This is a genomic window from Pseudomonas sp. o96-267, from assembly GCF_003935465.1.
Classification (GTDB): Bacteria; Pseudomonadota; Gammaproteobacteria; order Pseudomonadales; family Pseudomonadaceae; genus Aquipseudomonas; species Aquipseudomonas sediminis.
This window is the reverse complement of the sequence record NZ_RHQP01000003.1, coordinates 85,151-110,358: the sequence shown is the minus strand read 5'-3', so window position 1 is coordinate 110,358 and position 25,208 is coordinate 85,151. Positions and strand designations below refer to the sequence as shown.

Genomic DNA, 25,208 nt, shown 5'->3' with positions numbered 1-25,208 from the left:
ATTTGCCCTGCCTATTCATAAGTCTGATGAAGGCGCGGGTGCTTTATTGCCTTCGCTACACTGCCAATCATTGCAACCAAACATTGAAGGCAGGGCCGCTATGCAAAACCGCATGATGATCACTGGCGCGGGCTCCGGCCTGGGACGCGAAATTGCCCTGCGTTGGGCACGCGAGGGCTGGCGAATGGCGCTGGCCGACGTCAACGAGGCCGGCCTGGCGGAAACATTGAAACTGGTCCGTGAGGCTGGCGGTGATGGCTTCACCCGACGCTGCGACGTGCGTGACTATAGCCAGCTGACCGCTCTGGCGCAGGCCTGCGAGGAGCAGTTCGGTGGTATCGACATCATCGTCAATAACGCCGGTGTCGCCTCTGGCGGCTTTTTCAGCGAACTGTCGCTGGAGGACTGGGACTGGCAGATCTCGATCAACCTGATGGGCGTGGTCAAGGGCTGCAAGGCATTCCTGCCGCTGCTGGAAAAGAGCAAGGGCAAGATCGTCAACATCGCCTCGATGGCGGCGCTGATGCAGGGGCCGGGCATGAGCAACTACAACGTCGCCAAGGCCGGTGTAGTGGCGCTGTCGGAAAGTCTGCTGGTAGAGCTGCGTCAAATGGAGATCGGCGTGCACGTGGTCTGCCCATCCTTCTTCCAGACCAACCTGCTGGACTCCTTCCGTGGCCCGACTCCGGCGATGAAGGCCCAGGTCGGCAAGCTGCTGGAAAGCTCGCCGATCAGCGCGGCAGATATCGCCACTTACATTCATGACGAAGTGGCCAAGGGCAGCTTCCTGATTCTGCCGCATGAGATGGGCCGCATGGCCTGGGCACTGAAGCAGAAGAATCCGCAGGCGCTGTACGACGAGATGGCCAGCATGGCCGAAAAAATGCGCGGCAAGGTCAAATCGATCAGCTGACCACAGGGTCAGCTATTTTCACCGGCAGGCTTGCCTGGTGTGGCCTCCGGGGGTAGGGTGGCCGCCCCGGCCTGCCTGCCGTAATGACTTCGGATACCTCGTGAAACCAGTCCCTCGGGCCCTACTGCTAGTGGCCCTGGTGCTGGCGGCGATCAATTTGCGCCCCGGCATCACTTCCCTTGCACCGCTGATCGAACGCATCGCTGCAGAGCTGTCGCTGAGTCGCAGCTTCATCAGTCTGACCACGGCCTTGCCGGTGTTGTGCATGGGCCTGCTCGCGCCGCTGGCGCCGCGCCTGGCGATGCGCTGGGGGCTCGAGCGCACCATCGTGCTCTGCCTCGGGCTGATCGGCCTGGCGCTGCTGGCACGTCTGGCCGCGCACCAGAGTGCGGTGTTGATCGGCAGCGCCATTGCCCTCGGCGCTGCCATCGCGGTCGCCGGGCCGTTGTTGTCGGGATTCATCAAGCGTCACTTCGCCAGCCAGATGGGGCGCGTGGTGGGCTGGTATTCACTGGGCATGGCCATTGGCGGGGCCGGTGGCGCAGTGCTCACCGCGCCGGCCACCGCGTTGTTCGGTGACGCCTGGCACCTGGGCCTGGCGGTATGGGCGGCGCCTGCGCTGTTCGGGGTCATGCTCTGGCTGTGGCTGCCCAACCAGGCGGGTGCTGCCAATGAGCAGGAAAGCGGTGGCCTGCCCTGGCGGCAGCCGCGCGCGTGGCTGATCAGTTGCTTCTTCGCCATTCAAGCGGGCTTGTTCTATGCCATCGCGACCTGGGCTGTGGCGCGTTATCACGAAGCGGGGCTGAGCATGCTGCGCAGCAACTCGCTGCTCAGTCTGGCCATGCTCATGGGGCTGCCCAGCTCGTTCCTGCTGCCCTGGCTGGCGCAGCGCTACAACGCGCGTTATCCGCTACTGTTGGCTTGCGGTGCGGTCACCTGCGGTTGTCTGGCGATGGTCACCTTCATGCCGCGTTTCGTTCCGGAACTGTGGGCGGTGATCTTGGGTTTTTCGCTGGGTGGCTCCTTCGCCCTGTCGCTGGTGCTGCCGCTGTACGAGGCCGGTTCGCCAATGGCCGTCAGCCGCTGGACGGCGATGATGCTGTTCACCGGTTACAGCCTGGGTTGCCTGACGCCCATTCTCACCGGCTTGGCGCGCGACCTGTCCGGCAGCTACCGTCTGCCGTTTGCAGTGCTCACTGCGCTGGCGCTGGTGATGACGCTGGTGGCGTGGTTGCTGGGGCGTAGCAGGCGTCAGCCTCGCTGAAGAATTGGCAGCAGTTCCTTTCTTGCCCAGGCGTGCTGTGTTAGAAGGCGTTCTGCTTTTTCAGGAGTGCCGGTGTGGAGTCCGAATCCATCGTCTATGGCTGCATCCGCGACTGGCCCTCGGATGACCCCGAGCAACGTCGCCTGCGCCGTGAAACCAATCATGGCGTGCTGGCCGAATTGCCGGCCGGCGAGCTCTGGCCGTTTCTTGGTCGTGAAATGTTCTCCTTCTGCGACCAACCCGGTGCCGGCCTTTACCAGACCCAGGTGATCCACTTCGGCGCCAGCTATGGCGCGATCGAATACGAATGGAACCTGTGGATCGAAGCCTTCGAGGCGCTGCTCAAGCGTCTGTACTGGGCCAGCGCAGTGGTGCATCTGGAAACCGAACTCAACGGTATGCATACCTTTCGCTGGGAGTCCGATAGCGGCTTTCATAGTCCGCAGGAAGGTGGGCTACGCGTGCGTTGCGCTTGGGAGCGCGAAGGCGCCTTGCGCGGTTAGGGGGCGAGAATGATCAACTATCTATGGTTTCTGTTGGCGGCCCTGTTCGAGATCGCCGGTTGCTATGCCTTCTGGATGTGGCTGCGGCTCGATCGCAGCGCCTGGTGGGTCGCTCCCGGGCTGCTAAGCCTGGCGCTGTTCGCGCTGATTCTGACCCGCGTCGAAGCCTCCTTCGCCGGTCGCGCTTATGCCGCCTATGGCGGTGTGTATATCGTCGCTTCGCTGTTGTGGCTGGCGCTGATCGAAAAGACCCGGCCAATGCTCAGCGACTGGTTGGGCGCTGCGCTGTGTCTGGCGGGTGCTTTGATCATCCTGCTGGGACCGCGGCTGCACTCATCCTGATCTGCTTATAAGCATCGGAAGTAAAAAGTTCCGTTGTCATCAAATCTTTATATATCGGCAACTGCGCTGAAATAACCCCTCGCCAAGATTCCCCCAGCACGAACGAGCCTACAGCTCGGGTGTTTTCAACACTAAAAGTCCAACAGGGGAATTTCTCGATGATCCGTAAGCACTTCGCCGGTTTCGTAGCCAGCGCCCTGGCCCTGGCCGTTTCCGCCCAGGCTTTCGCCGGTACCGTCACCACTGACGGCGCCGATATCGTGATCAAGACCAAAGGTGGTCTGGAAGTCGGTACCACCGACAAGCAGTTCGGTTTCAAGATTGGTGGTCGTCTGCAGGCCGACTACAGCACCTTCGACGGCATCTATACCGTGAACGGTGACAATGCCGATGCCGCCTACTTCCGCCGCGCCTTCCTCGAGTTGTCGGGCTATGTCTACAAGGACTGGGCTTACACCTTCAGCTACGACTTCTCCCACAACGCTGGCAGCGCCGACGACGGTTACTTCGACGAAGCGTCCATTGCCTATAACGGTTTCGCGCCGGTATCCATCAAGGTAGGTCGCTTTGACCCTGAGTTCGGTCTTGAAAAAGCCACGAGCTCCAAGTGGGTCACCGCCCAGGAGCGTACCGCTGCTTACGATCTGGTTGACTGGGCCAACGCCCATCAGAACGGTCTCGGTATCCAGGTTTCCGGTAACGCCGGTGACTCTTTGTACGGTTCCTTTGGCCTGAGCGCCAAGGACCAGAACGACGTTGACGGTGAGAGCACCAAGCAATTCAACGTCCGCGGTGTTTTCGCTCCGATGCACGAGGCTGGCAAGGTTCTGCACTTCGGGATCAACTACGCCCAGCGTGATCTTTCCGACACCGCATTCGACGCTCGTATCCGCAGCCGCATGGGTATGCGTGGCGTGAGCACCAATGGTGGTAACGACGCTGGTACCAACGGCAACCGTCTGGTTCTGGGCGGTATCAACGTTTCGCCGGCAGGTTCCTACGACAACGACAGCGCCCTCGGTCTTGAAGCCGCGTTCGCCATGGGCCCGTTCTCTATTCAGGGCGAATACATCAAGCGCGAGATGGAAGCTGACAGCGCTGCCTTCGACGATATCGAAGGCAAGGGCTACTACGCTCAGGTTGCCTATACCCTTACCGGCGAGCCCCGTGGCTACAAGCTCGGCAAGTTCGACAGCATCAAGCCGAACAACAAGCAGATCGGTGCCTGGGAGGTGTTCTACCGCTATGACAACCTGTCGGTGGACGACGACAACGGTGCTCGTGCCGCTATCGGTGACATCGAAGCCAAGGTCCACAACCTCGGTGTCAACTGGTACGTGAACGAAGCTGTCAAGATCAGCGGTGTCTACGTCAAGGCCAAGGTCGACAACGCCACCAACGCCAATGGCGACGATGACGGTGACGGCATGGTATTCCGCGCTCAGTACGCGTTCTAAGTAATACCTGATTGCTCCTTTGAACCCCGCCTTGTGCGGGGTTTTTTATTGTTTCCAGCTTGGCGCCATGTAACCGAAAACATCGCCATTTCATTCGCCATACATTTCAACTGAACAAAAAAGCCCCAGACCTGCTGGGGCTCTCTGCTCGCTGCGATCAGTTTTTCTTCTGGAAACGCTCCAGTGCTTCTTCGATAAGCTGTCGCGCCTCGGCTGCATTGCCGTAGCCATTGAGTTCGACTTTCTTGCGACCTTCCGGCAACTGCTTGTAGACGCTAAAGAAAGCTTCGATGCGCTGGCGTTCGATCAGCGGCAGGTCGTCGACATCGCGAATCTTGTCGTAAGTCGGGTCGACATCACTGCTGGGTACGCCGATGATCTTTTCATCCGCCTCGCCACCGTCGATCATTCGCAGCACCGCGACAGGGCGGAATTTGATCAGCACGCCTGGATGCAGCGCTTCGCGGGTGAGTACCAGCGCATCGAGTGGGTCATTGTCGCCACCGAGGGTACGCGGCAGCGAGCCATAATTGGCGGGGTAGGCAACCGGCATCGACTGGAAGCGGTCGACGAAGACCAGGCCCTCCTCGTTGATCTCGTATTTGGTGATGCTGCCGGCGGGAATTTCCACCGCCATGTGCACGTCATTCGGCGCGTTTTCGGCCTGTGCCGCATGAAAGGGATGGACGATGCTGGGTGCAGCGAACGAGCAGGGGGCCGTGAGGCCGATGGCGATGCCCAGGGCGAGCAGGGATTTACGCATGATGACTCCCGTTAGGGTTGTGGGTGGATAAACCGGCAGTCATCTTGCTGGGGGCTTGTTAGAGATATATTGCAGTCTGGCTTCTGGAACTCAGCTCATGTCCGTCACCATCATCGACTCGCTTCATGCATTGCCGGCAGACGTTTGGGATTCTCTGCTGCCGAATCCACAACCCTTTCTGCGTCATTCCTTTCTCAGTGCGTTGGAGGATAGCGGTAGCGTTGGCGGTCGCAGTGGTTGGCAGCCCTCGCACCGGCTCTGGTGCGATGAGCACGGCAAGGTGCGTGCAGCGTTGCCGGCTTATCTGAAGCAGCACTCTTACGGCGAATACGTCTTCGATCACGGCTGGGCTGACGCCTGCCGACGTGCTGGCATCGCCTACTACCCCAAACTGCTGGGCGCCGTACCGTTCTCTCCGGTGACCGGAGCGCGTTTGCTCGGCGACGCCAGTGCGGCTGCCGAGCTGCTCGATGCGTTGGCAGCCGAGTTGAGCGAGGAAGGCTTGTCGAGTCTGCATATCAATTTCACCAGCCCGGCTTGCGACACTGTGCTGATGCAGCGGCAAGGCTGGTTGGAGCGCATCGGTTGTCAGTTTCACTGGCACAACCGTGGTTATCGTGATTTTCAGGACTTTCTCGATACGCTCAGTTCGCGCAAACGCAAGCAGATGCGCAAGGAACGGGAGCAGGTGGCGGGGCAGGGCATCGAATTCGACAGGCGCCTGGGTCATGAGCTGGGCGAGGCGGACTGGGATTTCGTCTATCACTGCTACTCCAATACTTACCACGTGCGTGGTCAGGCGCCCTATCTGACACGGGACTTTTTCAGCCTGCTGGCCGAACGCATGCCCGAGATGATTCGTGTGGTGTTCGCCACGCAGCATGGTCGTGCGCTGGCGATGGCCTTCAGCCTGGTCGATGGCGATACCTTTTATGGCCGCTATTGGGGCTGCCTGGCCGAATTCGACCGGCTGCATTTCGAAACCTGCTTTTATCAGGGCATGGAGTTGGCCATCGCCGAAGGTCTGCAACGCTTCGATGCTGGCGCGCAGGGTGAGCACAAACTGATTCGCGGTTTCGAGCCGGTCATCACTCGCTCCTGGCATTATCTCTGCCATCCTGGGCTGCATGCTGCGGTTGCCGAGTTTCTCGAGCAGGAGCGCTCTGGCGTGCGGGTTTACGCTGAGGAGGCGCGCAGTTATCTGCCTTTTCGCCAGGCCAGCGGGGACTGATCGAGCGATCAGGTTCTCGGCACAAGGCCGAAACAGCTGTTTGCCGGAAGTTCCCCGTGTCGGAGATTTCTGTAAAAACTCCAGAGCTTTCAGCAAGAAGCCCGCTCACGTCTGCCACTAAATTCCGCCCTTCACTTTCGTTACGACCGTTTTTGTCTGCACCGATTGGTCAGACCAGCTTTGCTGGGCTAGACCGATAATAGAGGTGCATGCAGCCGAAGTAGGGTGGTAACGCGATTCGGTGGCCGCAGGCGCAAGCCAGGGAGGTCAGGGAAAGTGCTCAGGCACGTGCCGATGCTGTGACGAAGTGGTGGAGATTTCACTGCGCCGGTATCTGCCCCTGAACGTGCTCACCAGACATCGGTGTGACGAGGAAGAGAGACCGGAGCCCGCATCCGCAAAAACGGGTGCGCTTTGCCAAGCTGGGCACGGTGCCCAAGAACAACAAACGAGAGGGGAGCCCCCCAAATGACAGCTAGTACTCCAATGCTCGTCACCTTCGTGGTGTACATCGCAGCCATGGTGCTGATCGGCTTGATCGCCTATCTGCGTACCAAGAACCTTTCCGACTACATCCTCGGTGGCCGCAGTCTCGGTAGCTTCGTCACCGCACTGTCCGCCGGCGCTTCCGACATGAGTGGCTGGTTGCTGATGGGCCTGCCTGGCGCGATCTTCGTCGCTGGCATCTCCGAAAGCTGGATCGCCATCGGTCTGGTCATCGGCGCCTACCTCAACTGGTTGTTCGTTGCCGGTCGTCTGCGCGTGCAGACCGAGCACAACGGCAATGCCCTGACCCTGCCGGACTACTTCACCAACCGTTTCGAAGACAACAGCCGCATCCTGCGCATCTTCTCGGCGCTGGTGATCCTGGTGTTCTTCACCATCTACTGCGCCTCCGGCGTGGTGGCCGGTGCTCGCCTGTTCGAGAGCACCTTCGGCATGTCCTACGAGACCGCGCTGTGGGCCGGCGCTGCTGCGACCATCGCCTATACCTTCATCGGCGGCTTCCTGGCAGTGAGCTGGACCGATACCGTGCAGGCCACCCTGATGATCTTCGCGCTGATCCTGACCCCGGTCGTGGTGATGATCGCCACCGGCGGCTTCGATCCGGCCATGGTCGCCATCGAGGCGGTCGACGCGACCAACTTCGACATGCTCAAGGGCGCGACCTTCGTCGGCGTGATCTCGCTGATGGCTTGGGGCCTGGGCTATTTCGGCCAACCGCACATCCTGGCGCGCTTCATGGCCGCTGATTCGGTGAAGTCGATCCCGGCTGCCCGCCGCATCTCCATGACCTGGATGATCCTGACCCTGGCTGGCGCTGTTGCTGTCGGTTTCTTCGGTATCGCCTACTTCGCGGCGCACCCTGAAGTCGCCGGCCCGGTCGCTGAGAACCCGGAGCGCGTGTTCATCGAGCTGGCCAAGCTGCTGTTCAACCCGTGGATCGCCGGTATCCTGCTGTCCGCCATCCTGGCGGCGGTGATGAGCACCCTGAGCTGCCAGTTGCTGGTGTGCTCCAGTGCGCTGACCGAAGACTTTTACAAAGCCTTCCTGCGTAAAGACGCTTCGCAGACCGAACTGGTTTGGGTCGGCCGCGCCATGGTGCTGCTGGTCGCACTGATCGCCATCGCTCTGGCGGCCAACCCGGAAAACCGCGTACTGGGCCTGGTGTCCTACGCCTGGGCCGGCTTCGGCGCTGCGTTCGGTCCGGTGGTGATCCTCTCCCTGCTGTGGAAGGGCATAACCCGCAACGGCGCCCTGGCCGGTATGCTGGTCGGTGCCGCCACCGTGATCGTATGGAAGAACTGGATCGGTCTGGGTCTGTACGAGATCATTCCGGGCTTCATCCTCGCCACCCTGGCCATCGTCATCTTCAGCCGTATCGGTCAGGCGCCGAGCCAGTCGATGCTGAGCCGCTTCGACAAGGCCGAGAGCGAGTACAAGTCGGCGTAAGCTTGCTGGCTTGAAGCGAAGGCGATGATTGTTAGGCAGTCATCGCCTTTTTCGTTTCTGGCTCTAAGATAGGCGCACTTTTGTTAACGGATGCTCTCATGACCAGCAATGACCCGCTCCATGGCCTGACCTTGCAGGCGATTCTCACCGCCCTGGTGGACCGCATCGGTTGGGATGGCCTTGCCCATCAGGTCGACGTGCGCTGTTTCAAACATGAGCCGAGCATCAAGTCGAGTCTGACCTTCCTGCGCAAGACGCCTTGGGCACGGGCCAAGGTGGAGCAGCTCTATCTGCAGCACTTCAAGCCCTGAACGTTCAGTTAAGTTCGAGCTCCAAAGCCTGTAGGGCCTGGCGGTAGCTGTTACCGGCCATGCGCAGGCTGTTGTTGTGGTTGGCGCCGTCGATCAGCAGTAACTGCTTCGGCTCGCTGGCCGCGTCGAACAGCGCCTGGCTGAAGCGTGACGGTACGTAGCGGTCGTCGCGACCATGAGCGATCAGCACCGGGATGCCGACATCGCCGATCTTGCTCAGTGAATCGAACTCCTGCGACAGCAGCCAGCGCACCGGCAGCGAGGTGTTGGTAACCGCGGCCGCCACGTCGCCCAGATTGGTGAAACTGGATTCGACGATCAGGCCGGCGGCCTGCTCGGCTTCCTCTTCACTGGCCAGTTCGTGCGCCAGGTTGACGGCTACGGCGCCACCCAGTGAATGACCATAGATGAAGCGTTTGTTCGCCTCGGGCTGTAGGCGCACCAGATGCTGCCAGGCGATCAGGGCGTCCTGGTAGACGCTACGCTCGGAGGGCAAGGCGCCACGGCTTTCGCCGAAGCCGCGGTAGTCCACCGCCAAGACCGAGAAGCCCATGGCATGCAACTGTTCGATGCGAAACAGCTGGCCGGTCAGGTTCCAGCGTGAGCCATGCAGATAGAGCAGCGTCGGGGCATCCTTGCGGGGGGCCGGCCACCACCAGGCATGCAGGCTCTCATCGGCAGTGAGGTCGGGGGATTGCAGTTGCACGTCCTCGACGCCTGCAGGCAGGCCGCTGAACCAGCGGGCGGTGCCGGGCTCAATGCGAAACACCAGCTCGCGTTCGGTCTGCTCCAGTTTGGCGCAGCCTATCGGCAGCAATACCAGTAGGCAGCCCAGAAACATCAGGCTCAGGCGACGACGGCGCAGCAGGGCTAACCAGGGTGAGGGCATCGGCGTACTCATGAACGGCAACGGATAATGCAGCCATGGACTGCATATCCGATGCCGGGTTTCGCCAGGGGCCGGCCGCTGTGGTTACCAGGTATTACCGCCGGCTGATCTGTGGTGGGCTCATCGGCGTATCACACAGGGTGGCGCTGCCGGGTTCGAGGTAGGGCGCAAGGATCGGCGCCATGCCCTTGAGCACCTGTACCGGCAACGCCGAGGTGAAGGTGAAGCGTTCGGCCTCACGTCCTGGCACGAACGCGGTCAGGGTGCCGTAGTGCCGCGGACCGAGAAAGAACACGAAGGTCGCCGTGCGGTTCATCGCGCGCGAACTGATTACCCGGCCGCCAGGGCCGACGCTCTCGATGCGGTTGTCGCCGGTGCCGGTCTTGCCGCCCAGCGTCAGGCTATGGCCGTCCTGTAACTGGAACGTGCCTTGCAAGCGCCGTGCGGTCCCGCCTTCCACCACTTGCGAGAGGGCATTGCGCAATGCCGCAGCCACTTCGGACTGCATCACCCGCTTGCCGCCGTGTATATCCCGTTCGACTCGCGTCTCATAAGGCGTATCGGCGGCGAAATGCAGTTCGTCGATGCGCAGCACCGGCTGGCGAATGCCGTCGTTCTGGATGATGCCCATCAGCTCGGCCAAGGCTGCTGGCCGGTCACCGGAGCTGCCCAGTGCGGTGGCCAGCGAGGGCACCAGATATTGGAAGGGATAACCCAGGTTCTGCCAGCGCCGATGAATATCGGAGAAGGCTTCGACCTCCAGCATGATACGGATGCGGCTGTCGCGCGCACTCTTGTGCCGACTACGGAACAGCCAACCATAGACTTCCTGGCGCTCATCGATGCTAGCGGCTACAGCGTCGCTGAAGGTCGCCTGCGGGTTGCTGATCAGGTAGCCCAGCAGCCAGAGTTCCAGCGGGTGGACGCGGGCGATATAGCCCTGATCCGGCAGGCTGTAAGCGCCCGGGCCGTAATCCTGATACAGGCGCGTGATGCGTTGGTCGGTGAGTTTCTCCTGGGGCAGTTGCGCCCGCAGAAAAGCAGCAAAGGTGGCTTCGTCAGCCTGCGGCAGCAGGTAACGGTGCACGGCGCTCAGGCGTACCGAGGTCTGCCGTAGGCCGCTGATGAACGTCTCCAGGCGCTGCGGTTCCGGCTGGCCCTGATACTTGCGCCAGAAGCGCAGAAGGAAGGTGCGTCCCTCCTGATCGGCAAAGCGCTGCAGGTATTCCTGGCGGCGTGGGTCCTTGTCGTCCTTGAGCAGTTCGGCGCTGTTCTGGTAGGTGCTGTAGCGCACCAGGTCACGCATCAGGCGCACAAAGGGCAGGTTGATCGACTCGCGCAGGGATTCACGCAGGGTCGGGTTACGGCCGTTGTCCTCGCGGCGGAAGTTGCCGAAGGTGTGCAGACCGCCGCCAGTGAAGAAGCGCTCGTTCGGGTTGGCCGAGTAGCGCCGCTCCAGCGCGGCGTCGAGCGTGCTGGCCAGATCCGCCCCCGGGTTGGCTTGCAGGTAGCCCACGGCCCAGCGGCTCAGGTAGTCCTGCTCGGCGATGTCCACTTGGCGCAACTCGGTCGGGCTCTTGTTCGCGTGGCGCTGATGCAGCTCGGCGATGATCTCCAGATAGGTGGCCAATACGCGCAGTTTGGCGGTGGAGCCAAGCTCCAGCTTGCTGCCCTCGTTGATGTCGAAGGGTTGGTCGGTGCTGTCGGTCTGCACCCGTACCCGGCTGCCGGTTGGGGTGCGTTCGAACAGGGTGAAGCTGTAGCGCACTTCCGCGGTTTTCTCCGGTGACAGCAGGCGCTCGCCGAACAGGCCGATCTTGCCGGCGAACTCCGGATCGGCCAGGTTCTGCAGGTAGGTGCTGGTCTGCTGTTGCAGGTCGCGTTGCAGGGTGCTGCGTGCGGACAGGTCGAGGCGATCAAGATCGTAGAGTGGCATGCCCAGCAGGTTGGACAGACGCGAGCGCGCCACGCTGATGCCTTTGTCGCTTTCCACGGCGCGAAGGTTGGGCTCCTGCTGCCAGTCGCGGTACTGCAGTTTCTGTGTGAGGGCGGCGTCGCGCAGGTCGGCATCGACCAGACCGCCGCTGGCGAGCAGGCGTATGTGGCTTTCGGTCAGCGCCTCCATGTCACGGCGCCCTTGTGCGAGGTAGTAGGAGGGCCGGCGTTGGGCGATCATCAATGACAGCATCTGCCGCAGGGCCAGGCCGCGCTCGGCAAGGCTGGCGTCGGGCGAGCGACGCGGATCGAGCAGGGCGTTACTGCGCTCGAAGTCGGCGCCGTACCAGATGCGCAGGCCGTCAGCCAGGCCGTTCACCTCACCATGACCGGGTGCTGCAGACAGCGGCACACTATTGAGGTAGTCGCGGACGATGCGTTGACGCGCTTCGAGCGTTTCCGGGCCGTGCTGATAAGCGCGCACGCTGGCGGAAATCATCTGCCGCAACTTTTCCCCGGCTGACAGCGTCAGCCCATCCGGGGAGTGGCGGTATTTCTCCAGTTGCGTGGCCAGAGTGCTGCCTCCGGCAGACTGATCCTGCACGTCGAGCATCTTGCCAAGCTGAGACAGTGCCGCCATGGCGAAGCGCGGCCAGTCCACCGCCGGGTTGGCCAGCGGTTGCGCGGGGTCGAGCAACTGACGGTTCTCGATGAACAGCAGGCTGCTGACCACCAGCGGCGGGATGCTGGCGAAGTCGGCGTACCCCTGTTGCGGATAGCGAAATTCGTAGAACGGCGTACCGCGACAATCGCTGATGCTCAGGCCACTCTGGCTCTTCTCGGTAAAGGGCGGGAACAGGCCGCGGCGACTGTAGGCCATCAATTGTTCGGAGAAGCGCGACTGCTCGGTGACCTGATAATCGCGCTGTTGCAGGCGCTCCAGCATCAGTGGCAGGTAGGCATAGCCCTGGCGTTTGTCAAAAGGGCCATCGGTCGGGTAGATGATGCGCTCGCTGGGGCCTGGTTCGACCTTGTACGTCAGGTTCGCGGCATAGCGACTGAGCTCGCGTGACTGAAAGTGGGCGCTGCGTGACTCGAACACCAGCAGGGCGGTAACCGCCAGCACCAGCAGGACCAATAACAGATAGAGTGTCAGGCGCCAGTGATGCCTTGCAGCAGTGGCCGACTTCGTCCTGCCCGGCGTGCTCGCCGAGGAGGTCAGGTCAGGTTGCTGCGGATTACGTTGCCATGATGCGCCCATAAATCACCGGCCTGGCCTGTCAGCATCATTCAAAGCCGCGAGATTGCCTCTTGCCGGATGCTGACCTTGGGCCGGCTGGGCTGCGGTTGTCTCGTCTGTCTTGTTATCAGCTTAGACCCTAGCGCGCCGTCTGGCTGGCCGTTTCCACTCATTGCCTGGGTTGTACCTGGATGATGGGCTGGCCTGCTAGACTCGCTGCAACCCACAAACGCAGGGTATCGGCATGCAGCGCGACCATCGAGAACAGCTCCAGCAAAGCTGGCAGGCCAATGCCGATGCCTGGGCTGCCGCAGTGCGTGAACAGCGCATCGAAAGTCGCCGCCTGGTCACCGATGCTGCGATCATCCAGGCTGTGCTGGCATTGCAACCCAAACGTGTGCTGGATATCGGTTGCGGCGAAGGTTGGCTGTGTCGTGGGCTGGCCGAACATGGTATCGAACCGGTCGGTGTGGATGCTTCGGCGCCGTTGATCGAGGCGGCTCGTGCAGCCTGCGACGGGCGCAGTCAGTATCGCGTCTGCGGCTATGCCGAACTGGAAGAACACGCCGAGCAACTCGGACGTTTCGAGGTGCTGGTCTGCAACTTCGCCCTGCTCGAAGAGCCGCTACAGCCTATTCTGCGCAGCCTGCAAAAGTTACTAGTGCCTGGCGGCAGCCTGCTGATTCAGACGCTGCACCCCTGGCGTGCCAGTCATGGCGAGCCTTACCAGGACGGTTGGCGGGTGGAGGACTTCGTCGGCTTCGGAGAGGGCTTTCAGGCGCCCATGCCCTGGTTCTTCCGCACTCTGCAATCCTGGCTGACGCTGATCGCTGAAACCGGCTGGCGTCTCGAATGGCTGCAGGAGCCGCTGCACCCCGAGAGTGTTCAGCCGGTGTCCTTGCTGCTGTTGCTCAAGCCGCTCTGAACATGCAGCTACTGGTCACCACTCATACAGGAGACATCGATGCGCAAAATTGACTTGGCCGGCGTGCAGGTGCCAGTGATGGGCCAGGGAACGTGGCGCATGGGCGAAGATCGGCACCAGCACGCGCGTGAGGTCGCAGCGCTACGCGAAGGACTGGACCTGGGCTTGAGCCTGATCGACACCGCCGAAATGTATGGCGAGGGTGGCGCGGAGCAGGTGGTGGGGGAGGCCATCGCCGGTCGTCGTGACGAGGTGTTCCTGGTCAGCAAGGTTTACCCGCACAACGCCAGTCTGCAGGGTGTTCAGGCCGCCTGTGAGCGCAGCCTGAAGCGCCTGGGGTGTGAGCGTATCGACCTCTACCTGCTGCACTGGCGTGGGCGCTATCCGCTTGCCGAGACGGTCGAAGGTTTCGAGCGGCTGCGAGCTCAGGGCAAGATTGGCGCCTGGGGCGTCTCCAACTTCGACCTGGACGATCTGCTGGAACTGGATCAGCCGGCATGCCAGGCCAATCAGGTGCTGTACAACTCGGAGGCGCGAGGCATCGAGTATGACCTGCTGCCTTGGCAACAGCGTGCCGGCATGCCGCTGATGGCCTACTGTCCGCTAAGTCAGGCGGGTGCCTTGTTGCATGAGCCGGTAATGCGGCAGGTGGCTGAGCGACATGGGGCTACCGCTGCTCAGATAGCGTTGGCCTGGACACTCAGGCAGGACGGTGTGATTGCCATTCCCAAGGCCGCAAGCAGCGCGCATTTACGCGATAACGCTGCAGCGACTGCCATCGCGTTGAATGTGGATGATTTGAACCTGCTGGATGAGGTCTTTGCGCCACCACGTGGCAAGCAGCCGCTGGAGATGGTCTGAAAGGCCGTCACTGACCAATCGGCCGAGGCGTGTCGTTCGGAATCAGTTGGCCGGATCGGCGGCCAGGCGTCCGGCGTCCTTGAGTAGAGCCTTGAGGAAGGCGTCCTGCAATTCGGGATCGTTGCGCGTCAGCTCGATCAGGCTCTGCTCCAGCTCGCTGGCTTCCTCTTCCAGACCCAGATCGGAAAGGCGTTTGACCCGGTGTACCCACTGGGCGACATCGCCACCCTCGAGGTCGTCGAAGATCAGGTCATGCGCTTCACTCAGCTTGCCGCGCAAGGTGTGGCTGACCATGAGGGTCGTTTCGGCGCGTGCGACATCGTCACCGAGGCGGTCTTCGACGCTTAGCTGCAGTGTGTTCAGGCGCGTGATGTCTTGTTCGGTGAAGGGGCTGTCCAGCAGATTGAGGCGCAGCACGCCGCTGCTGTCGGTGAGCAGCTCGAACTGCTGATCACCTGCCTTGACCTGCACAGGACGCTCGGACCAGGGCAGGTTGGTGTATTCCATGCGACGGTCGCGCTGCAGCTCATCGATACTTGCCAGGTTCTGTTCCGCGCGGCCGTTGGACTCGACGTTCATGAACGGGTTGAGGCCGGCCATGCCGTAGCTGATCCAGTCACGGGTCGCGGTTTCCGGCAGGCTGCCGAGCAACACCACGTTGAGTATGTTGGCGCCCACGCCGGCCACCACCGCGACTGCCCCCATCGGCACTTCATAGATCTCGCGCCAGGGTTGGTAAGGCGTGTAGCGGTCGTAGCGACGGGTCACTTCGAAAGCTGTGACCTCGTAGCTCTTCTGGTCATGCACACGCACGCGGCGCTGCGGTAGCTCCAGAACCTTGGGTTCGCCGGCATCGATCTGCAGTTGGTGATCCAGCAGCTTGCGCTCGACGCGCTCCTCATGCTCGCTACGCTGCGGCAGCTGGTTGGCGCAGCCGCTGAGAAAGAGGGCGCCGCACAGGGCGGCGCCGATGAGGCGAAGGTTGTTGCTCGTGTGCATGATGTCTCGGTAAGGCGTTATCAGCGGCTGATACGGGCTTGCAGGAAGGACAGAATGTCGGCCAGCGGCACCGCTTGCGCTTCGGTTTCGGCGCGGCTCTTGTACTCGAGGTTACCCTCGGCCAGGCCACGGTCGCTGACGACCACGCGGTGCGGAATGCCGATCAGCTCCATGTCGGCGAACTTGATGCCGGGGCTGGTTTTCTTGTCGCGATCATCCAGCAGCACTTCGTAACCGGCGGCAGTCAGCTCGGCATACAGCTTGTCGGTGGCTTCGCGAACCTGCTCGGTTTCATAGCGCAGCGGCACCAGGGCGATCTGGAAGGGCGCCAGTGCGTCGTTCCAGCGAATGCCGCGCTCGTCGAAGTTCTGCTCGATGGCAGCAGCCACCACGCGCGATACACCGATGCCGTAGCAGCCCATGGTCAGGGTCACCGGCTTGCCGTTCTCGCCGAGCACCTGGCAGTTCATGGCCTCGCTGTACTTGGTGCCGAGCTGGAAGATGTGACCGACTTCGATGCCGCGCTTGATTTCCAGGGTGCCCTGGCCATCCGGGCTGGGGTCGCCAGCGACGACATTGCGCAGGTCGGCAACCTCAGGCAGCGGCAGGTCACGCTCCCAGTTGACGCCGAAATAGTGCTTGTCTTCGATGTTGGCACCGGCGGCGAAATCGCTCATCAGCGCTACGCTGCGGTCGATGATGCAGGGAATCGGCAGGTTGACCGGGCCCAGCGAGCCGGGGCCGGCGCCGATGGCTGCGCGAATCTCGGTTTCGCTGGCCATCTGTAGCGGGCTGGCCACCTGTTCCAGGTTGGCGGCCTTGATCTCGTTCAGTTCGTGGTCGCCACGCACGATCAGGGCGATCAGCTTGCCTTCCTCGGCAGCGTGCACCACCAGGGTCTTGATGGTCTTCTCGATGGCCAGGCCAAAACCCTGAACCAGTGCGTCGATGGTCTTGGTGTCGGGCGTGTCCACCAGGCGCATGTCTTCGGTCGCCGCGCCGCGCGCTGTCTCACGCGGGATGGCTTCGGCCTTCTCGATGTTGGCAGCGTAGTCGGAGACATTGCTGAAGGCGATATCGTCTTCGCCGGAGTCGGCCAGTACGTGGAATTCGTGCGAGCCGGTGCCGCCGATGGAGCCGGTATCGGCCTGTACCGGGCGGAAGTTCAGGCCCAGGCGGCTGAATACGTTGCAGTAGGCCTGATGCATGCGGTCATAGGTTTCCTGCAGGGAAGCCTGGTCGGCATGGAAGGAGTAGGCGTCCTTCATGATGAACTCGCGGCCACGCATCAGGCCGAAGCGCGGACGGATCTCGTCACGGAACTTGGTTTGGATCTGGTACATGTTGATCGGCAGCTGCTTGTAGCTGTTCAGCTCGTTGCGGGCCAGATCAGTGATCACTTCCTCGTGGGTCGGGCCGACGCAGAACTCGCGATCATGACGATCCTTCACCCGCAGCAGCTCGGGGCCGTACTGCACCCAGCGACCGGACTCCTGCCACAGTTCGGCAGGCTGGATGGCTGGCATCAGCACTTCCAGTGCGCCGGCTGCATTCATTTCTTCGCGCACCACGGTTTCGACCTTGCGCAGCACGCGCAGGCCCATCGGCAGCCAGGTGTACAGGCCGGAGGCCAGCTTGCGGATCATGCCGGCACGCAGCATCAGCTGGTGGCTGATCACCACGGCATCGGAAGGGTTTTCTTTCAGGGTCGAGAGCAGGAACTGACTGGTACGCATGTTTGGCCGTTCTGTCGGTTGCGAGGGCTTGGAGTAGGCCGGCATTGTACGGTGCCTATACAGTGGCGTACAGGACGGGCGCAGGCGCGAAAGTGCTACTGCGCGTGCCGGGAGGATTGAAGAGTGGGATTGACTGCACTTGAGGTTCAGAACCTGATTCGTATGGGACTGCCGATGGCCGAGGATATCGATCTGCGAATCGACCGGCTGGACGAGGAGGGTGTGCTGGCGCGCGTGCCTTTTCAGGCCAAATTGGTGCGTCCGGGTGGCACGCTTTCCGGGCCGACCATCATGGCGCTGGGGGATGCGGCGATGTATGCGGTGGTGCTGGGGCGTCTCGGCCGCGTGGAGATGGCGGTGACGTCCAATCTCAACATCAACTTTCTGGTCAAACCCAAACCGGTGGATTTGTTGGCAGAGGCGCGAATACTGCGCTTGAGCCGGCGCCAGGCAGTTTGCGAAGTCTCGTTATATTCGCTTGGTAATGAGAATGAATTGGTGGCACATGTGACGGGGACTTACGCGTTGCCCCTTTAAAGTACCGAGGCATAAATAAAGAAACCCGGCCAAGGCCGGGTTTCTTTTATACCGCTATCGAGTAGCGCTGAAGTTACAGAACGCTCAGCGGGTATTCGACGATCAGGCGGAAGTCGTTCACGTCGCCTTGAGCGTTGTCGCGGTAGAAGGCGTTACGAATACGGAAGGACAGATCCTTGGCCGCACCTTCCTGGATCACGTACTTGGCTTCGATATCCAGCTCGCGCTCGGTGTAGCTATCAGCAGCAGTACCACGGATGTAGCGGGTCATGAAGCTCAGGCCTGGTACGCCGTAGGATGCCATGTTGATGTCGTAGCGAGCTTGCCAAGACTTCTCGTCTTTCTGGTTGAAGTCGGAGTACTGAACCGAGTTGGCCAGCCAAATGGTGCCGCCACCGTCTACGCCGTAGTCGTAACCACGGTCCCCGGACGCACGTTGGTGAGCCAGGGTGAAGGTGTGAGCGCCCAGCGAGTAGGCACCAGCAAGGCTCCAGATGGTGTTGTCTTCGTCGCTAGCAGTGTTGGTGTACTGCTTGTCGTAGTCGGTCTTGTAGATATTGAAGTCGAAGTTCAGAGCTTGTTCTTCAGCCAGCGCCAGGTTGTAGTTGACGTTGCCGTAGTACTTTTTCCAGTAATCTTCCACATCGGATGCGTGGAAAGCTGCGCTCAGGTCGTCGGTGAAGGAGTAGGAAGCGCCCACGATATTGGCATACTTCAGGCCAGCTTCGCCCTTACCATTGATGTCGTCGCGGCTGGTTCCGGTCTGGCTGCTCATGGCGGTAAAGCGACCGGCACTCAGTTCCAGGCCTTCGATCTCGTTACTGACCAGGTAAGTGCCGGTAGCAACTTCAGGCAGGATGCGGCTGTCGTCAGTGGAGAATACTGGGCTTGCCACGAACTGGCTGCCGTATTTCAGGACGGTGTCAGAGATGCGGAGTTTGACAGCACCACCCACTTCAGTCTGAGTGTCGTCACCACGACCGTCATCGGTCTTGCCGAACTGGCCAGTGCCGTAACGGCCACGGCCGCTGTCGATTTTGATGCTGCTCAGGGAGTGAGCGTCGAAGCCAACACCTACGGTGCCTTGGGTAAAGCCAGATTCATACAGCAGGCGGATGCCCAGGCCGGTTTCTTCACGGTAGCCTTTGTTGCCAGTACCAGCAGTGTTCGGGCCGTTACGGAAATCGCGGTTCATGTACAGAACGCGGTTGAAGATGTTGAAGCTGCTGTCTTCGATAAAGCCATTCGACTCGGACTGGCTGGACGCCACGGCCATTTGGCTGGTGCCCGCGGCTACTGCCAGGGCGATTACGCTCCACTTCATCACTTGCATCGTGATTGCTCCTTGGGTTTAGAAGAGTTGCGCTGTCCACTGTTTTGTTATATGGACAGCTCTTTCTTTTTGTGTCGGCGATAACTTATAGCACGCAGCCAATATTGGCGATAGTTGCAGTCTATTCGTTACGACTTCGTTCATGCTTGTGTCGCATCGCGTGAAGAAAAATGTCGCAAATCTATAGTTCTGCACTTGCGTCTCGTCGCACCGACGCTTTTGCGGTTCTGAGGTGCCTGGGACCGCTTGATTGATCGACTGCACGGCTTGCCGGGCATTGCTTTCACAGTTAGCAAAAGTCGTGCTCAAAACCTGCCTGTCTCGCTAAAACCTTGATTTTTAGGCCCAGAGCAGCGCTCGCGGCAGCGCCGGTGCTGCTTTTGGTGCTGATTCGTCAGGGGTTGCCGAGGCCTGCGGTTAGCTGTCAGCAGGTGCCGTTAGCTAATTGCCTGCGCATTAACCGGTAACGCTTGGCATTGTCCATTACGGGAAGAAACAAAATGGTGCACGCCTGCGGTGCGTATGTGTTCAAGCTGCCTTGGGTTGGTGCGTGGTCGTCGGGTGATCTCTCGGCTGAGCCAGCGTATGCTGCGCGCCATTGCTCCCCTCCCACTGGGGTTACGCTTTATTAATAAGGAGGCTCATCATGTTCGCTCTGGATTCACGCCTTCAGCAGGATTGCCTGGTGATCGGGGACTTTCCCTTGTGTCGTTTGCTGCTGATGAATGACTCCAATTACCCTTGGTTCATTCTTGTTCCTCGGCGTGAGGAGGTCAGCGAGTTGTTTCAGCTCGACGCTGATGATCAGCGACAACTGTGGCAGGAAACCACGCTTCTGGCTGAAACGCTGAAGGACATCTTTGCGGCCGACAAGATGAATGTCGCCACGCTTGGCAATGTCGTCAGCCAGTTGCATATGCATGTGGTCGTGCGTCGGCGGGAGGATGCTTCCTGGCCTGCTCCAGTATGGGGGCGGCATCCGGCGCAGCCTTATAGTGAGCAGCAGGTGGGTCAGGTCGTCGATAAACTGCGTTCGGTGTTGGCTGAGAACTTTCAGTTCGCCGGAGCCTTTGCATGAGCCTCGAATCGCGAATCATGGAGCTGGAGAGTCGTCTGGCTTTTCAGGATGACACCATTCAGGCGCTGAACGATGAGCTGGTCGAGCAGAGCAAGCGCATCGAGCGGATGCAGTTGCAGTTGGCGGTTCTGGCGCGACGCCAGGAAGAGCTGAGTGGCCAGGCGGGTATTACCGAAGATGAGGCCCCGCCACCGCACTATTGATATTAAAAAGCCCGGTTTCCCGGGCTTTTCTTTGCGTACCGCTCAGCGCCGCGAAGGGGCTGCTGCGATCACGTCTTCAGCCTGCAGACCTTTATCGCGCTGCATGACCGAGAACTCGACGCGTTGGCCTTCGACCAGGACTCGGTGGCCCTCGCCACGAATGGCGCGAAAGTGAACGAAGATATCGTCACCCGAGTCGCGGGAAATGAAGCCGAAGCCCTTGGAGGTATTGAACCACTTGACCGTGCCGGTCTCGCGATCATCCTGGGGAGCGCTGGTACTGGCGCTAGCTTGTGGTGCGGGCGGGCGTTGCTCTGCACTACGCGGCTGCCTGCTCAGTTGTGCTGCAAGGCTCAGCGCCACGGCGATAACCAAGGTCAGCAGCGGTAGCCAGATGGCGGGTTGGTTGCCGATGCTGGGCAGCGGGGCAAGCAGGATCAAGCTCTGTACCACGGCAGCCAATATCAACAGAGCCGAGGACAGCCCCAGTAGTTGTTGGCGCGCGGCGGGGAGAGTCTGTTGCTGCGATGCGGCAAGCAGGTTGAGCAAGCCGGTCAGGGCCAGATAGATGGCATCCGGCGTGGTAAGAAAGGAAGTGGACAAACCTGGTACGGCAGACAGCAGTAGGGCGGCGAACCCTGTCACGAGATGGGCAATCTTCAACATCTTTGATGAACTCACTGATCGAATGATGACTCACGGTGCTGCGGAGAGAGCGCACGTTGCTAACGGCCAGCTGCACGGCCATGGCGCGCCTGTAAACAAGGTTGGTGGCGCCGCAGGATGGTAACGCGGCGCGCGAGGCTATTTAACAGCAAAGCCGAGGGCTTCTCAAATCAAGCGCTTAGCATCGTTTCGCTGGTAATCGGGTGAACCTGATTGCGCCCGGCGCGTTTGGCTTGATAGAGAGCGTCATCGGCGCGCGTGAGCAGCGATTCGAATGTGTCGTCTTCTTCGGCCATGGCGCAGCCGAAGGAGGCAGTGATGCTGTCCAGAATCTGGTCTGTGCGCCTGACCTTGATTCTCAGCGACTGAATCTTGTTGCGCAGTTGCTCAGCGAAATCGAGAACTTCGTTGAGGTTGGCGCAGTTGCGCAGCACCACGCAGAACTCTTCGCCACCGTAGCGTGCGGCAAAGGCCTGCGGTGGCAGCAGGTCGCGCAATAATTGTCCGACGTGTTGCAGTACGCGGTCACCCAATGGATGGCCGTACTGGTCGTTGAACTGTTTGAAGTGATCGATATCCAGAATCACCAGGGCCAGGCCCTGTTGTGATTCGTCCAGTGCGCGTTCCAGTAAGCGGGTAAAAGCATGGCGGTTGAATACGCGGGTCAGGCTGTCGAGCGTTGCCGCAAGATGGGCGCGTTCCAGCTGGCCGCGCAGGTGAGTGATTTCTTGCTGTGCGGCGCGCAGGCGATAAAGGAATTTTTCCTGCTGGTCCTGCATCAGCTGGGTGCTTTCCTGCAGTTCGCTGAGCACGCTGGGTAGGTCATCGATGATGGGCTCCTGCAGTGCGCTCAGGCCATGGCTCAGGCTCTGCTGGTAATGCTGGCCACCGATCACGCTGCGTGAGACGTCGCCTTCGATGTCATCGACCAGTTCGATTACCTGCTGCTGGCCTGCGCGAGCTTCTTCCAGCTCGCCGCGGATAATGTAGTCGCGGAACAGCCGGCTGGCGGTTTCCGGCGGGAATACGTCGAAGTCTTCGACCACCTTGTCCAGGCGGCGGTTGAGCTCGGGTTCGCTGCCTCTGCTGTAGGTGTACCACAGTGCATAGTGCACCGGGTTTGGTGGGATGTCGTGACGCATCATCAGTGGCACGGCTTGCTTCAGGAGTTCGGCCGCCTCGCGGGTTTCCTCCGGATACAAGTCGATGATGCTGGGCGGTTTGGCTGGCTGACTCATGAATGTCGGAAACTCAATGACGATTGGCCAGAGCATAGATCAGGGCAGGGCTGCATGCCTAATGAAAAGGCCCGGTTTACCGGGCCTCTGAGCATCTCAAGCAGCGAGCAGGCTGCGCAGCATCCACGCGGTTTTCTCGTGCACCTGCATGCGTTGGGTCAGCAGGTCGGCAGTCGGCTCGTCGCTGACCTTGTCCAGCAGCGGGAAAATGCCGCGGGCAGTGCGTACGACGGCCTCTTGGCCCTGTAACAGTTTCTTGATCATTTCGTCCGCGCTGGGTACGCCTTCCTCTTCCTTGATCGAGGACAGACGGGAGTACGCGGCGTATGTGCCTGGAGCGGGGAAGCCCAGAGCGCGGATACGTTCGGCGATTGCGTCAACCGCCAGGGCCAGCTCGGTGTACTGACCTTCGAACATCAGGTGCAGGGTGTTGAACATCGGGCCGGTGACGTTCCAGTGGAAGTTATGGGTCTTCAGATACAGGGTGTAGGTGTCAGCCAGCAGGCGCGAGAGGCCTTCGGCGATGGCGGCGCGATCCTGTTCGGCGATTCCGATATTGATTTCCATGGCTTTTCTCCTTTCAGGTGAGCCCAGGGTGTCTATCCCGCAATGTTGATGAGAGCCTAACACGCAGGGCGTCGGGGTGATCTTGGCTTATATCAATGAAAGCGATGGTTAGAGGCTATTGATAGCGTACGGTTCAGCTGGGGCCAATAAAGCTTGCCCCTGGCTGGGCGTCAATCTTGTGTGCGGCAAAATGCTTGCTGCGCTGAAACTACTTGGCTGGGGCAGGGCGGAAATCCTCCAGCAGAGCGCTGGGGCTGCTCGTTGCGAGGGGCTTGGTCCATGGTCATTATCTAGGCGGGAGGCGCTCTTCATTTATAGAAGGCATCTGCCGGGCGGCTGCGTCATGACGATTTACGCTATATAATCCCGCTCTTTATCGAAGCGCGGCGTACGGTTGGACGTTCGCTGCGGTGTAGCTCCTGCCCAGGGCGTTGGGGGCTGCCTGACCTATCCAAGACCTCAGAGAAGCGAAACACGATCATGATGCGCAGCCACTATTGCGGCCAGTTGAACGAGAGCCTGGATGGCCAGGAAATCACCCTTTGCGGCTGGGTACACCGTCGCCGTGACCATGGCGGGGTGATTTTCCTCGATATTCGTGATCGTGAAGGCCTGGCTCAGGTGGTATTCGATCCTGATCGTGCCGAGACCTTCGCCAAGGCCGACCGTGTACGTAGCGAATATGTAGTCAAGATCACTGGCAAGGTGCGCCTGCGTCCGGAAGGCGCGCGCAACGCCAACATGGCCAGCGGTGCCATCGAAGTGCTGGGCTACGAGCTGGAAGTGCTCAACGAGGCGGAAACCCCGCCGTTCCCGCTCAACGAATACACCGACGTCGGTGAAGAAACCCGCCTGCGCTATCGCTTCATTGATCTGCGTCGCCCGGAAATGGCCGAGAAGCTCAAGCTGCGCTCGCGCATCACCTCGAGCATCCGTCGTTACCTCGACGACAACGGCTTCCTTGACGTCGAAACGCCGATCCTGACCCGCGCCACCCCTGAAGGTGCACGCGACTATCTGGTACCGAGCCGCACCCACGCCGGTAGTTTCTTCGCCCTGCCGCAGTCGCCGCAGCTGTTCAAACAGTTGTTGATGGTCGCGGGCTTCGATCGCTACTACCAGATCGCCAAGTGCTTCCGCGACGAAGACCTGCGTGCTGACCGTCAACCGGAATTCACCCAGATCGACATCGAGACCAGCTTCCTCGATGAAAAAGACATCATGGACATTACCGAGACCATGGTGCGCAACCTATTCAAGGAAGTGCTGGACGTCGAATTCGGCGAATTGCCGCACATGACCCTGGCCGAAGCCATGCGCCGCTTTGGCTCGGACAAGCCGGACCTGCGTATCCCGCTGGAGCTGGTCGATGTGGAGGATCAGCTCAAGGACGTCGAGTTCAAGGTATTCGCCGGCCCGGCCAACGATCCGAAATGCCGCGTCACCGCGCTGCGCGTTCCGGGCGGGGCGAGCATGCCGCGCAAGCAGATCGACGACTACACCAAGTTCGTCGGCATCTACGGTGCCAAGGGCCTGGCCTACATCAAGGTCAATGAGCGCGCTGCTGGCGTTGACGGTTTGCAGTCGCCGATCGTCAAGAACATCCCGCTGGACAACATCAATGTCATCCTCGATCGCGTTGGCGCTGTCGATGGCGATATCGTGTTCTTCGGCGCCGACAAGGCCAAGGTCGTCAGCGAAGCCCTGGGCGCGCTGCGTATCAAGCTGGGTCATGATCTGAACCTGCTGACCTGTGAGTGGGCGCCGCTGTGGGTCGTCGACTTCCCGATGTTCGAGGAAAGCGACGACGGCAGCCTGACCGCTATGCACCACCCGTTCACCTCGCCGAGCTGCAGCCCCGAGGAGCTGGAAGCCAACCCTTCCGCCGCGTTGTCGCGCGCCTATGACATGGTGCTCAACGGCACTGAGCTGGGTGGCGGTTCGATCCGTATCCATGACAAGGCCATGCAGCAGACCGTATTCCGTGTGCTCGGCATCAGCGAAGAGGAGCAGCAGGAGAAGTTCGGCTTCCTGCTCGATGCGCTGAAGTACGGTGCGCCGCCTCATGGTGGCCTGGCCTTCGGCCTGGATCGCCTGGTGATGCTGATGACCGGTGCTTCGTCGATTCGTGAGGTGATCGCCTTCCCGAAAACCCAGAGCGCGGCCTGTGTCATGACCCAGGCGCCGGGCATCGTCGACAACAAGTCTCTGCGCGAGCTGCATATCCGCCTGCGCGAGCAACCCAAGGCCGAATAAGCCTGCAA

Annotated in this window: 23 protein-coding genes; 14 read left to right on the top strand and 9 right to left on the bottom strand. The window is 60.8% G+C overall.

Going from position 1 to position 25,208, the window contains the following annotated elements; genetic code table 11:
- Positions 1–100: 100 nt before the first annotated feature.
- From EGJ86_RS02970 to EGJ86_RS02950, 5 genes are all read left to right on the top strand, one after another.
- The gene (locus EGJ86_RS02970) at positions 101–913 is read left to right on the top strand and encodes an SDR family oxidoreductase (protein ID WP_125833991.1); all 813 of its coding nucleotides are present in this window, start codon (positions 101–103) and stop codon (positions 911–913) included.
- 100 nt (positions 914–1,013) lie between these two features.
- Positions 1,014–2,177: a CynX/NimT family MFS transporter gene (locus tag EGJ86_RS02965; protein WP_106733104.1), complete on the top strand. Its 1,164-nt coding sequence runs from the start codon at positions 1,014–1,016 to the stop codon at positions 2,175–2,177.
- A gap of 74 nt (positions 2,178–2,251) precedes the next feature.
- Entirely contained in the window at positions 2,252–2,680 is a 429-nt protein-coding gene (locus EGJ86_RS02960) for a hypothetical protein (protein ID WP_106733103.1), read from the top strand.
- A gap of 9 nt (positions 2,681–2,689) precedes the next feature.
- Positions 2,690–3,022: a YnfA family protein gene (locus EGJ86_RS02955; protein ID WP_125833990.1), complete on the top strand. Its 333-nt coding sequence runs from the start codon at positions 2,690–2,692 to the stop codon at positions 3,020–3,022.
- Between the two features lie 158 nt (positions 3,023–3,180).
- A complete protein-coding gene (locus EGJ86_RS02950) occupies positions 3,181–4,479 on the top strand; it encodes an OprO/OprP family phosphate-selective porin (protein ID WP_125833989.1) in 1,299 nt (432 codons plus the stop codon).
- A 157-nt stretch (positions 4,480–4,636) separates the two neighbouring features.
- On the opposite strand, the gene EGJ86_RS02945 is transcribed toward EGJ86_RS02950, so the two are convergent.
- A complete protein-coding gene (locus tag EGJ86_RS02945; protein ID WP_125833988.1) occupies positions 4,637–5,242 on the bottom strand; it encodes an inorganic diphosphatase in 606 nt (201 codons plus the stop codon).
- A 97-nt stretch (positions 5,243–5,339) separates the two neighbouring features.
- Here EGJ86_RS02945 and EGJ86_RS02940 point away from each other — a divergent pair, with 97 nt between their 5' ends.
- The 3 genes from EGJ86_RS02940 (at position 5,340) to EGJ86_RS02930 (ending at position 8,737) form a co-directional block, all read left to right on the top strand.
- Complete coding sequence (locus tag EGJ86_RS02940; RefSeq protein ID WP_125833987.1) at positions 5,340–6,473, top strand: GNAT family N-acetyltransferase; 1,134 nt, start codon at positions 5,340–5,342, stop codon at positions 6,471–6,473.
- A 468-nt stretch (positions 6,474–6,941) separates the two neighbouring features.
- Positions 6,942–8,426: a sodium/proline symporter PutP gene (putP, locus tag EGJ86_RS02935; RefSeq protein WP_125833986.1), complete on the top strand. Its 1,485-nt coding sequence runs from the start codon at positions 6,942–6,944 to the stop codon at positions 8,424–8,426.
- Positions 8,427–8,524: 98 nt separating this feature from the next.
- The gene (locus EGJ86_RS02930) at positions 8,525–8,737 is read left to right on the top strand and encodes a VF530 family DNA-binding protein (RefSeq protein WP_125833985.1); all 213 of its coding nucleotides are present in this window, start codon (positions 8,525–8,527) and stop codon (positions 8,735–8,737) included.
- A gap of 4 nt (positions 8,738–8,741) precedes the next feature.
- On the opposite strand, the gene EGJ86_RS02925 is transcribed toward EGJ86_RS02930, so the two are convergent.
- Both EGJ86_RS02925 and EGJ86_RS02920 read right to left on the bottom strand, forming a co-directional pair.
- Complete coding sequence (locus EGJ86_RS02925) at positions 8,742–9,626, bottom strand: alpha/beta hydrolase (RefSeq protein WP_125833984.1); 885 nt, start codon at positions 9,624–9,626, stop codon at positions 8,742–8,744.
- A gap of 94 nt (positions 9,627–9,720) precedes the next feature.
- Complete coding sequence (locus EGJ86_RS02920; RefSeq protein ID WP_125833983.1) at positions 9,721–12,822, bottom strand: transglycosylase domain-containing protein; 3,102 nt, start codon at positions 12,820–12,822, stop codon at positions 9,721–9,723.
- A gap of 223 nt (positions 12,823–13,045) precedes the next feature.
- Between EGJ86_RS02920 and EGJ86_RS02915 the strand changes: the two genes are divergently transcribed.
- A complete protein-coding gene (locus EGJ86_RS02915; RefSeq protein WP_099522215.1) occupies positions 13,046–13,726 on the top strand; it encodes a bifunctional 2-polyprenyl-6-hydroxyphenol methylase/3-demethylubiquinol 3-O-methyltransferase UbiG in 681 nt (226 codons plus the stop codon).
- A 39-nt stretch (positions 13,727–13,765) separates the two neighbouring features.
- A complete protein-coding gene (locus tag EGJ86_RS02910; RefSeq protein ID WP_125833982.1) occupies positions 13,766–14,587 on the top strand; it encodes an aldo/keto reductase in 822 nt (273 codons plus the stop codon).
- Between the two features lie 42 nt (positions 14,588–14,629).
- On the opposite strand, the gene EGJ86_RS02905 is transcribed toward EGJ86_RS02910, so the two are convergent.
- On the bottom strand, positions 14,630–15,586 hold the full coding sequence (locus EGJ86_RS02905) for a hypothetical protein (RefSeq protein WP_125833981.1): 957 nt from the start codon (positions 15,584–15,586) through the stop codon (positions 14,630–14,632).
- Positions 15,587–15,606: 20 nt separating this feature from the next.
- A complete protein-coding gene (locus EGJ86_RS02900; protein WP_125833980.1) occupies positions 15,607–17,322 on the bottom strand; it encodes a proline--tRNA ligase in 1,716 nt (571 codons plus the stop codon).
- 129 nt (positions 17,323–17,451) lie between these two features.
- Here EGJ86_RS02900 and EGJ86_RS02895 point away from each other — a divergent pair, with 129 nt between their 5' ends.
- Positions 17,452–17,859 (top strand): PaaI family thioesterase, encoded by a 408-nt coding sequence (locus tag EGJ86_RS02895; RefSeq protein ID WP_125833979.1) that lies wholly within the window; start codon positions 17,452–17,454, stop codon positions 17,857–17,859.
- A 73-nt stretch (positions 17,860–17,932) separates the two neighbouring features.
- Here EGJ86_RS02895 and EGJ86_RS02890 read toward each other — a convergent pair whose 3' ends face one another.
- Entirely contained in the window at positions 17,933–19,192 is a 1,260-nt protein-coding gene (locus EGJ86_RS02890; protein ID WP_125833978.1) for an OprD family porin, read from the bottom strand.
- 646 nt (positions 19,193–19,838) lie between these two features.
- On the opposite strand from EGJ86_RS02890, the gene EGJ86_RS02885 reads away from it, so the two are divergent.
- Together EGJ86_RS02885 and EGJ86_RS02880 are read left to right on the top strand one after the other, a co-directional pair.
- A complete protein-coding gene (locus tag EGJ86_RS02885; RefSeq protein WP_125833977.1) occupies positions 19,839–20,270 on the top strand; it encodes an HIT domain-containing protein in 432 nt (143 codons plus the stop codon).
- A complete protein-coding gene (locus EGJ86_RS02880; protein ID WP_125833976.1) occupies positions 20,267–20,473 on the top strand; it encodes a SlyX family protein in 207 nt (68 codons plus the stop codon). The genes EGJ86_RS02885 and EGJ86_RS02880 overlap by 4 nt, the downstream gene beginning before the upstream one ends.
- A gap of 42 nt (positions 20,474–20,515) precedes the next feature.
- On the opposite strand, the gene EGJ86_RS25535 is transcribed toward EGJ86_RS02880, so the two are convergent.
- The 3 genes from EGJ86_RS25535 to EGJ86_RS02865 all read right to left on the bottom strand — a co-directional run bounded on the left by EGJ86_RS25535 (position 20,516) and on the right by EGJ86_RS02865 (position 22,944).
- Entirely contained in the window at positions 20,516–21,139 is a 624-nt protein-coding gene (locus EGJ86_RS25535; protein WP_125833975.1) for a cold-shock protein, read from the bottom strand.
- 170 nt (positions 21,140–21,309) lie between these two features.
- Positions 21,310–22,377, bottom strand: a complete 1,068-nt coding sequence (locus EGJ86_RS02870; RefSeq protein ID WP_177432748.1) for a GGDEF domain-containing protein — start codon at positions 22,375–22,377, stop codon at positions 21,310–21,312.
- Between the two features lie 96 nt (positions 22,378–22,473).
- On the bottom strand, positions 22,474–22,944 hold the full coding sequence (locus tag EGJ86_RS02865; RefSeq protein WP_125833973.1) for a Dps family protein: 471 nt from the start codon (positions 22,942–22,944) through the stop codon (positions 22,474–22,476).
- A 480-nt stretch (positions 22,945–23,424) separates the two neighbouring features.
- Between EGJ86_RS02865 and aspS the strand changes: the two genes are divergently transcribed.
- Positions 23,425–25,200: an aspartate--tRNA ligase gene (gene aspS, locus EGJ86_RS02860; RefSeq protein WP_125833972.1), complete on the top strand. Its 1,776-nt coding sequence runs from the start codon at positions 23,425–23,427 to the stop codon at positions 25,198–25,200.
- Positions 25,201–25,208 lie beyond the last annotated feature (8 nt).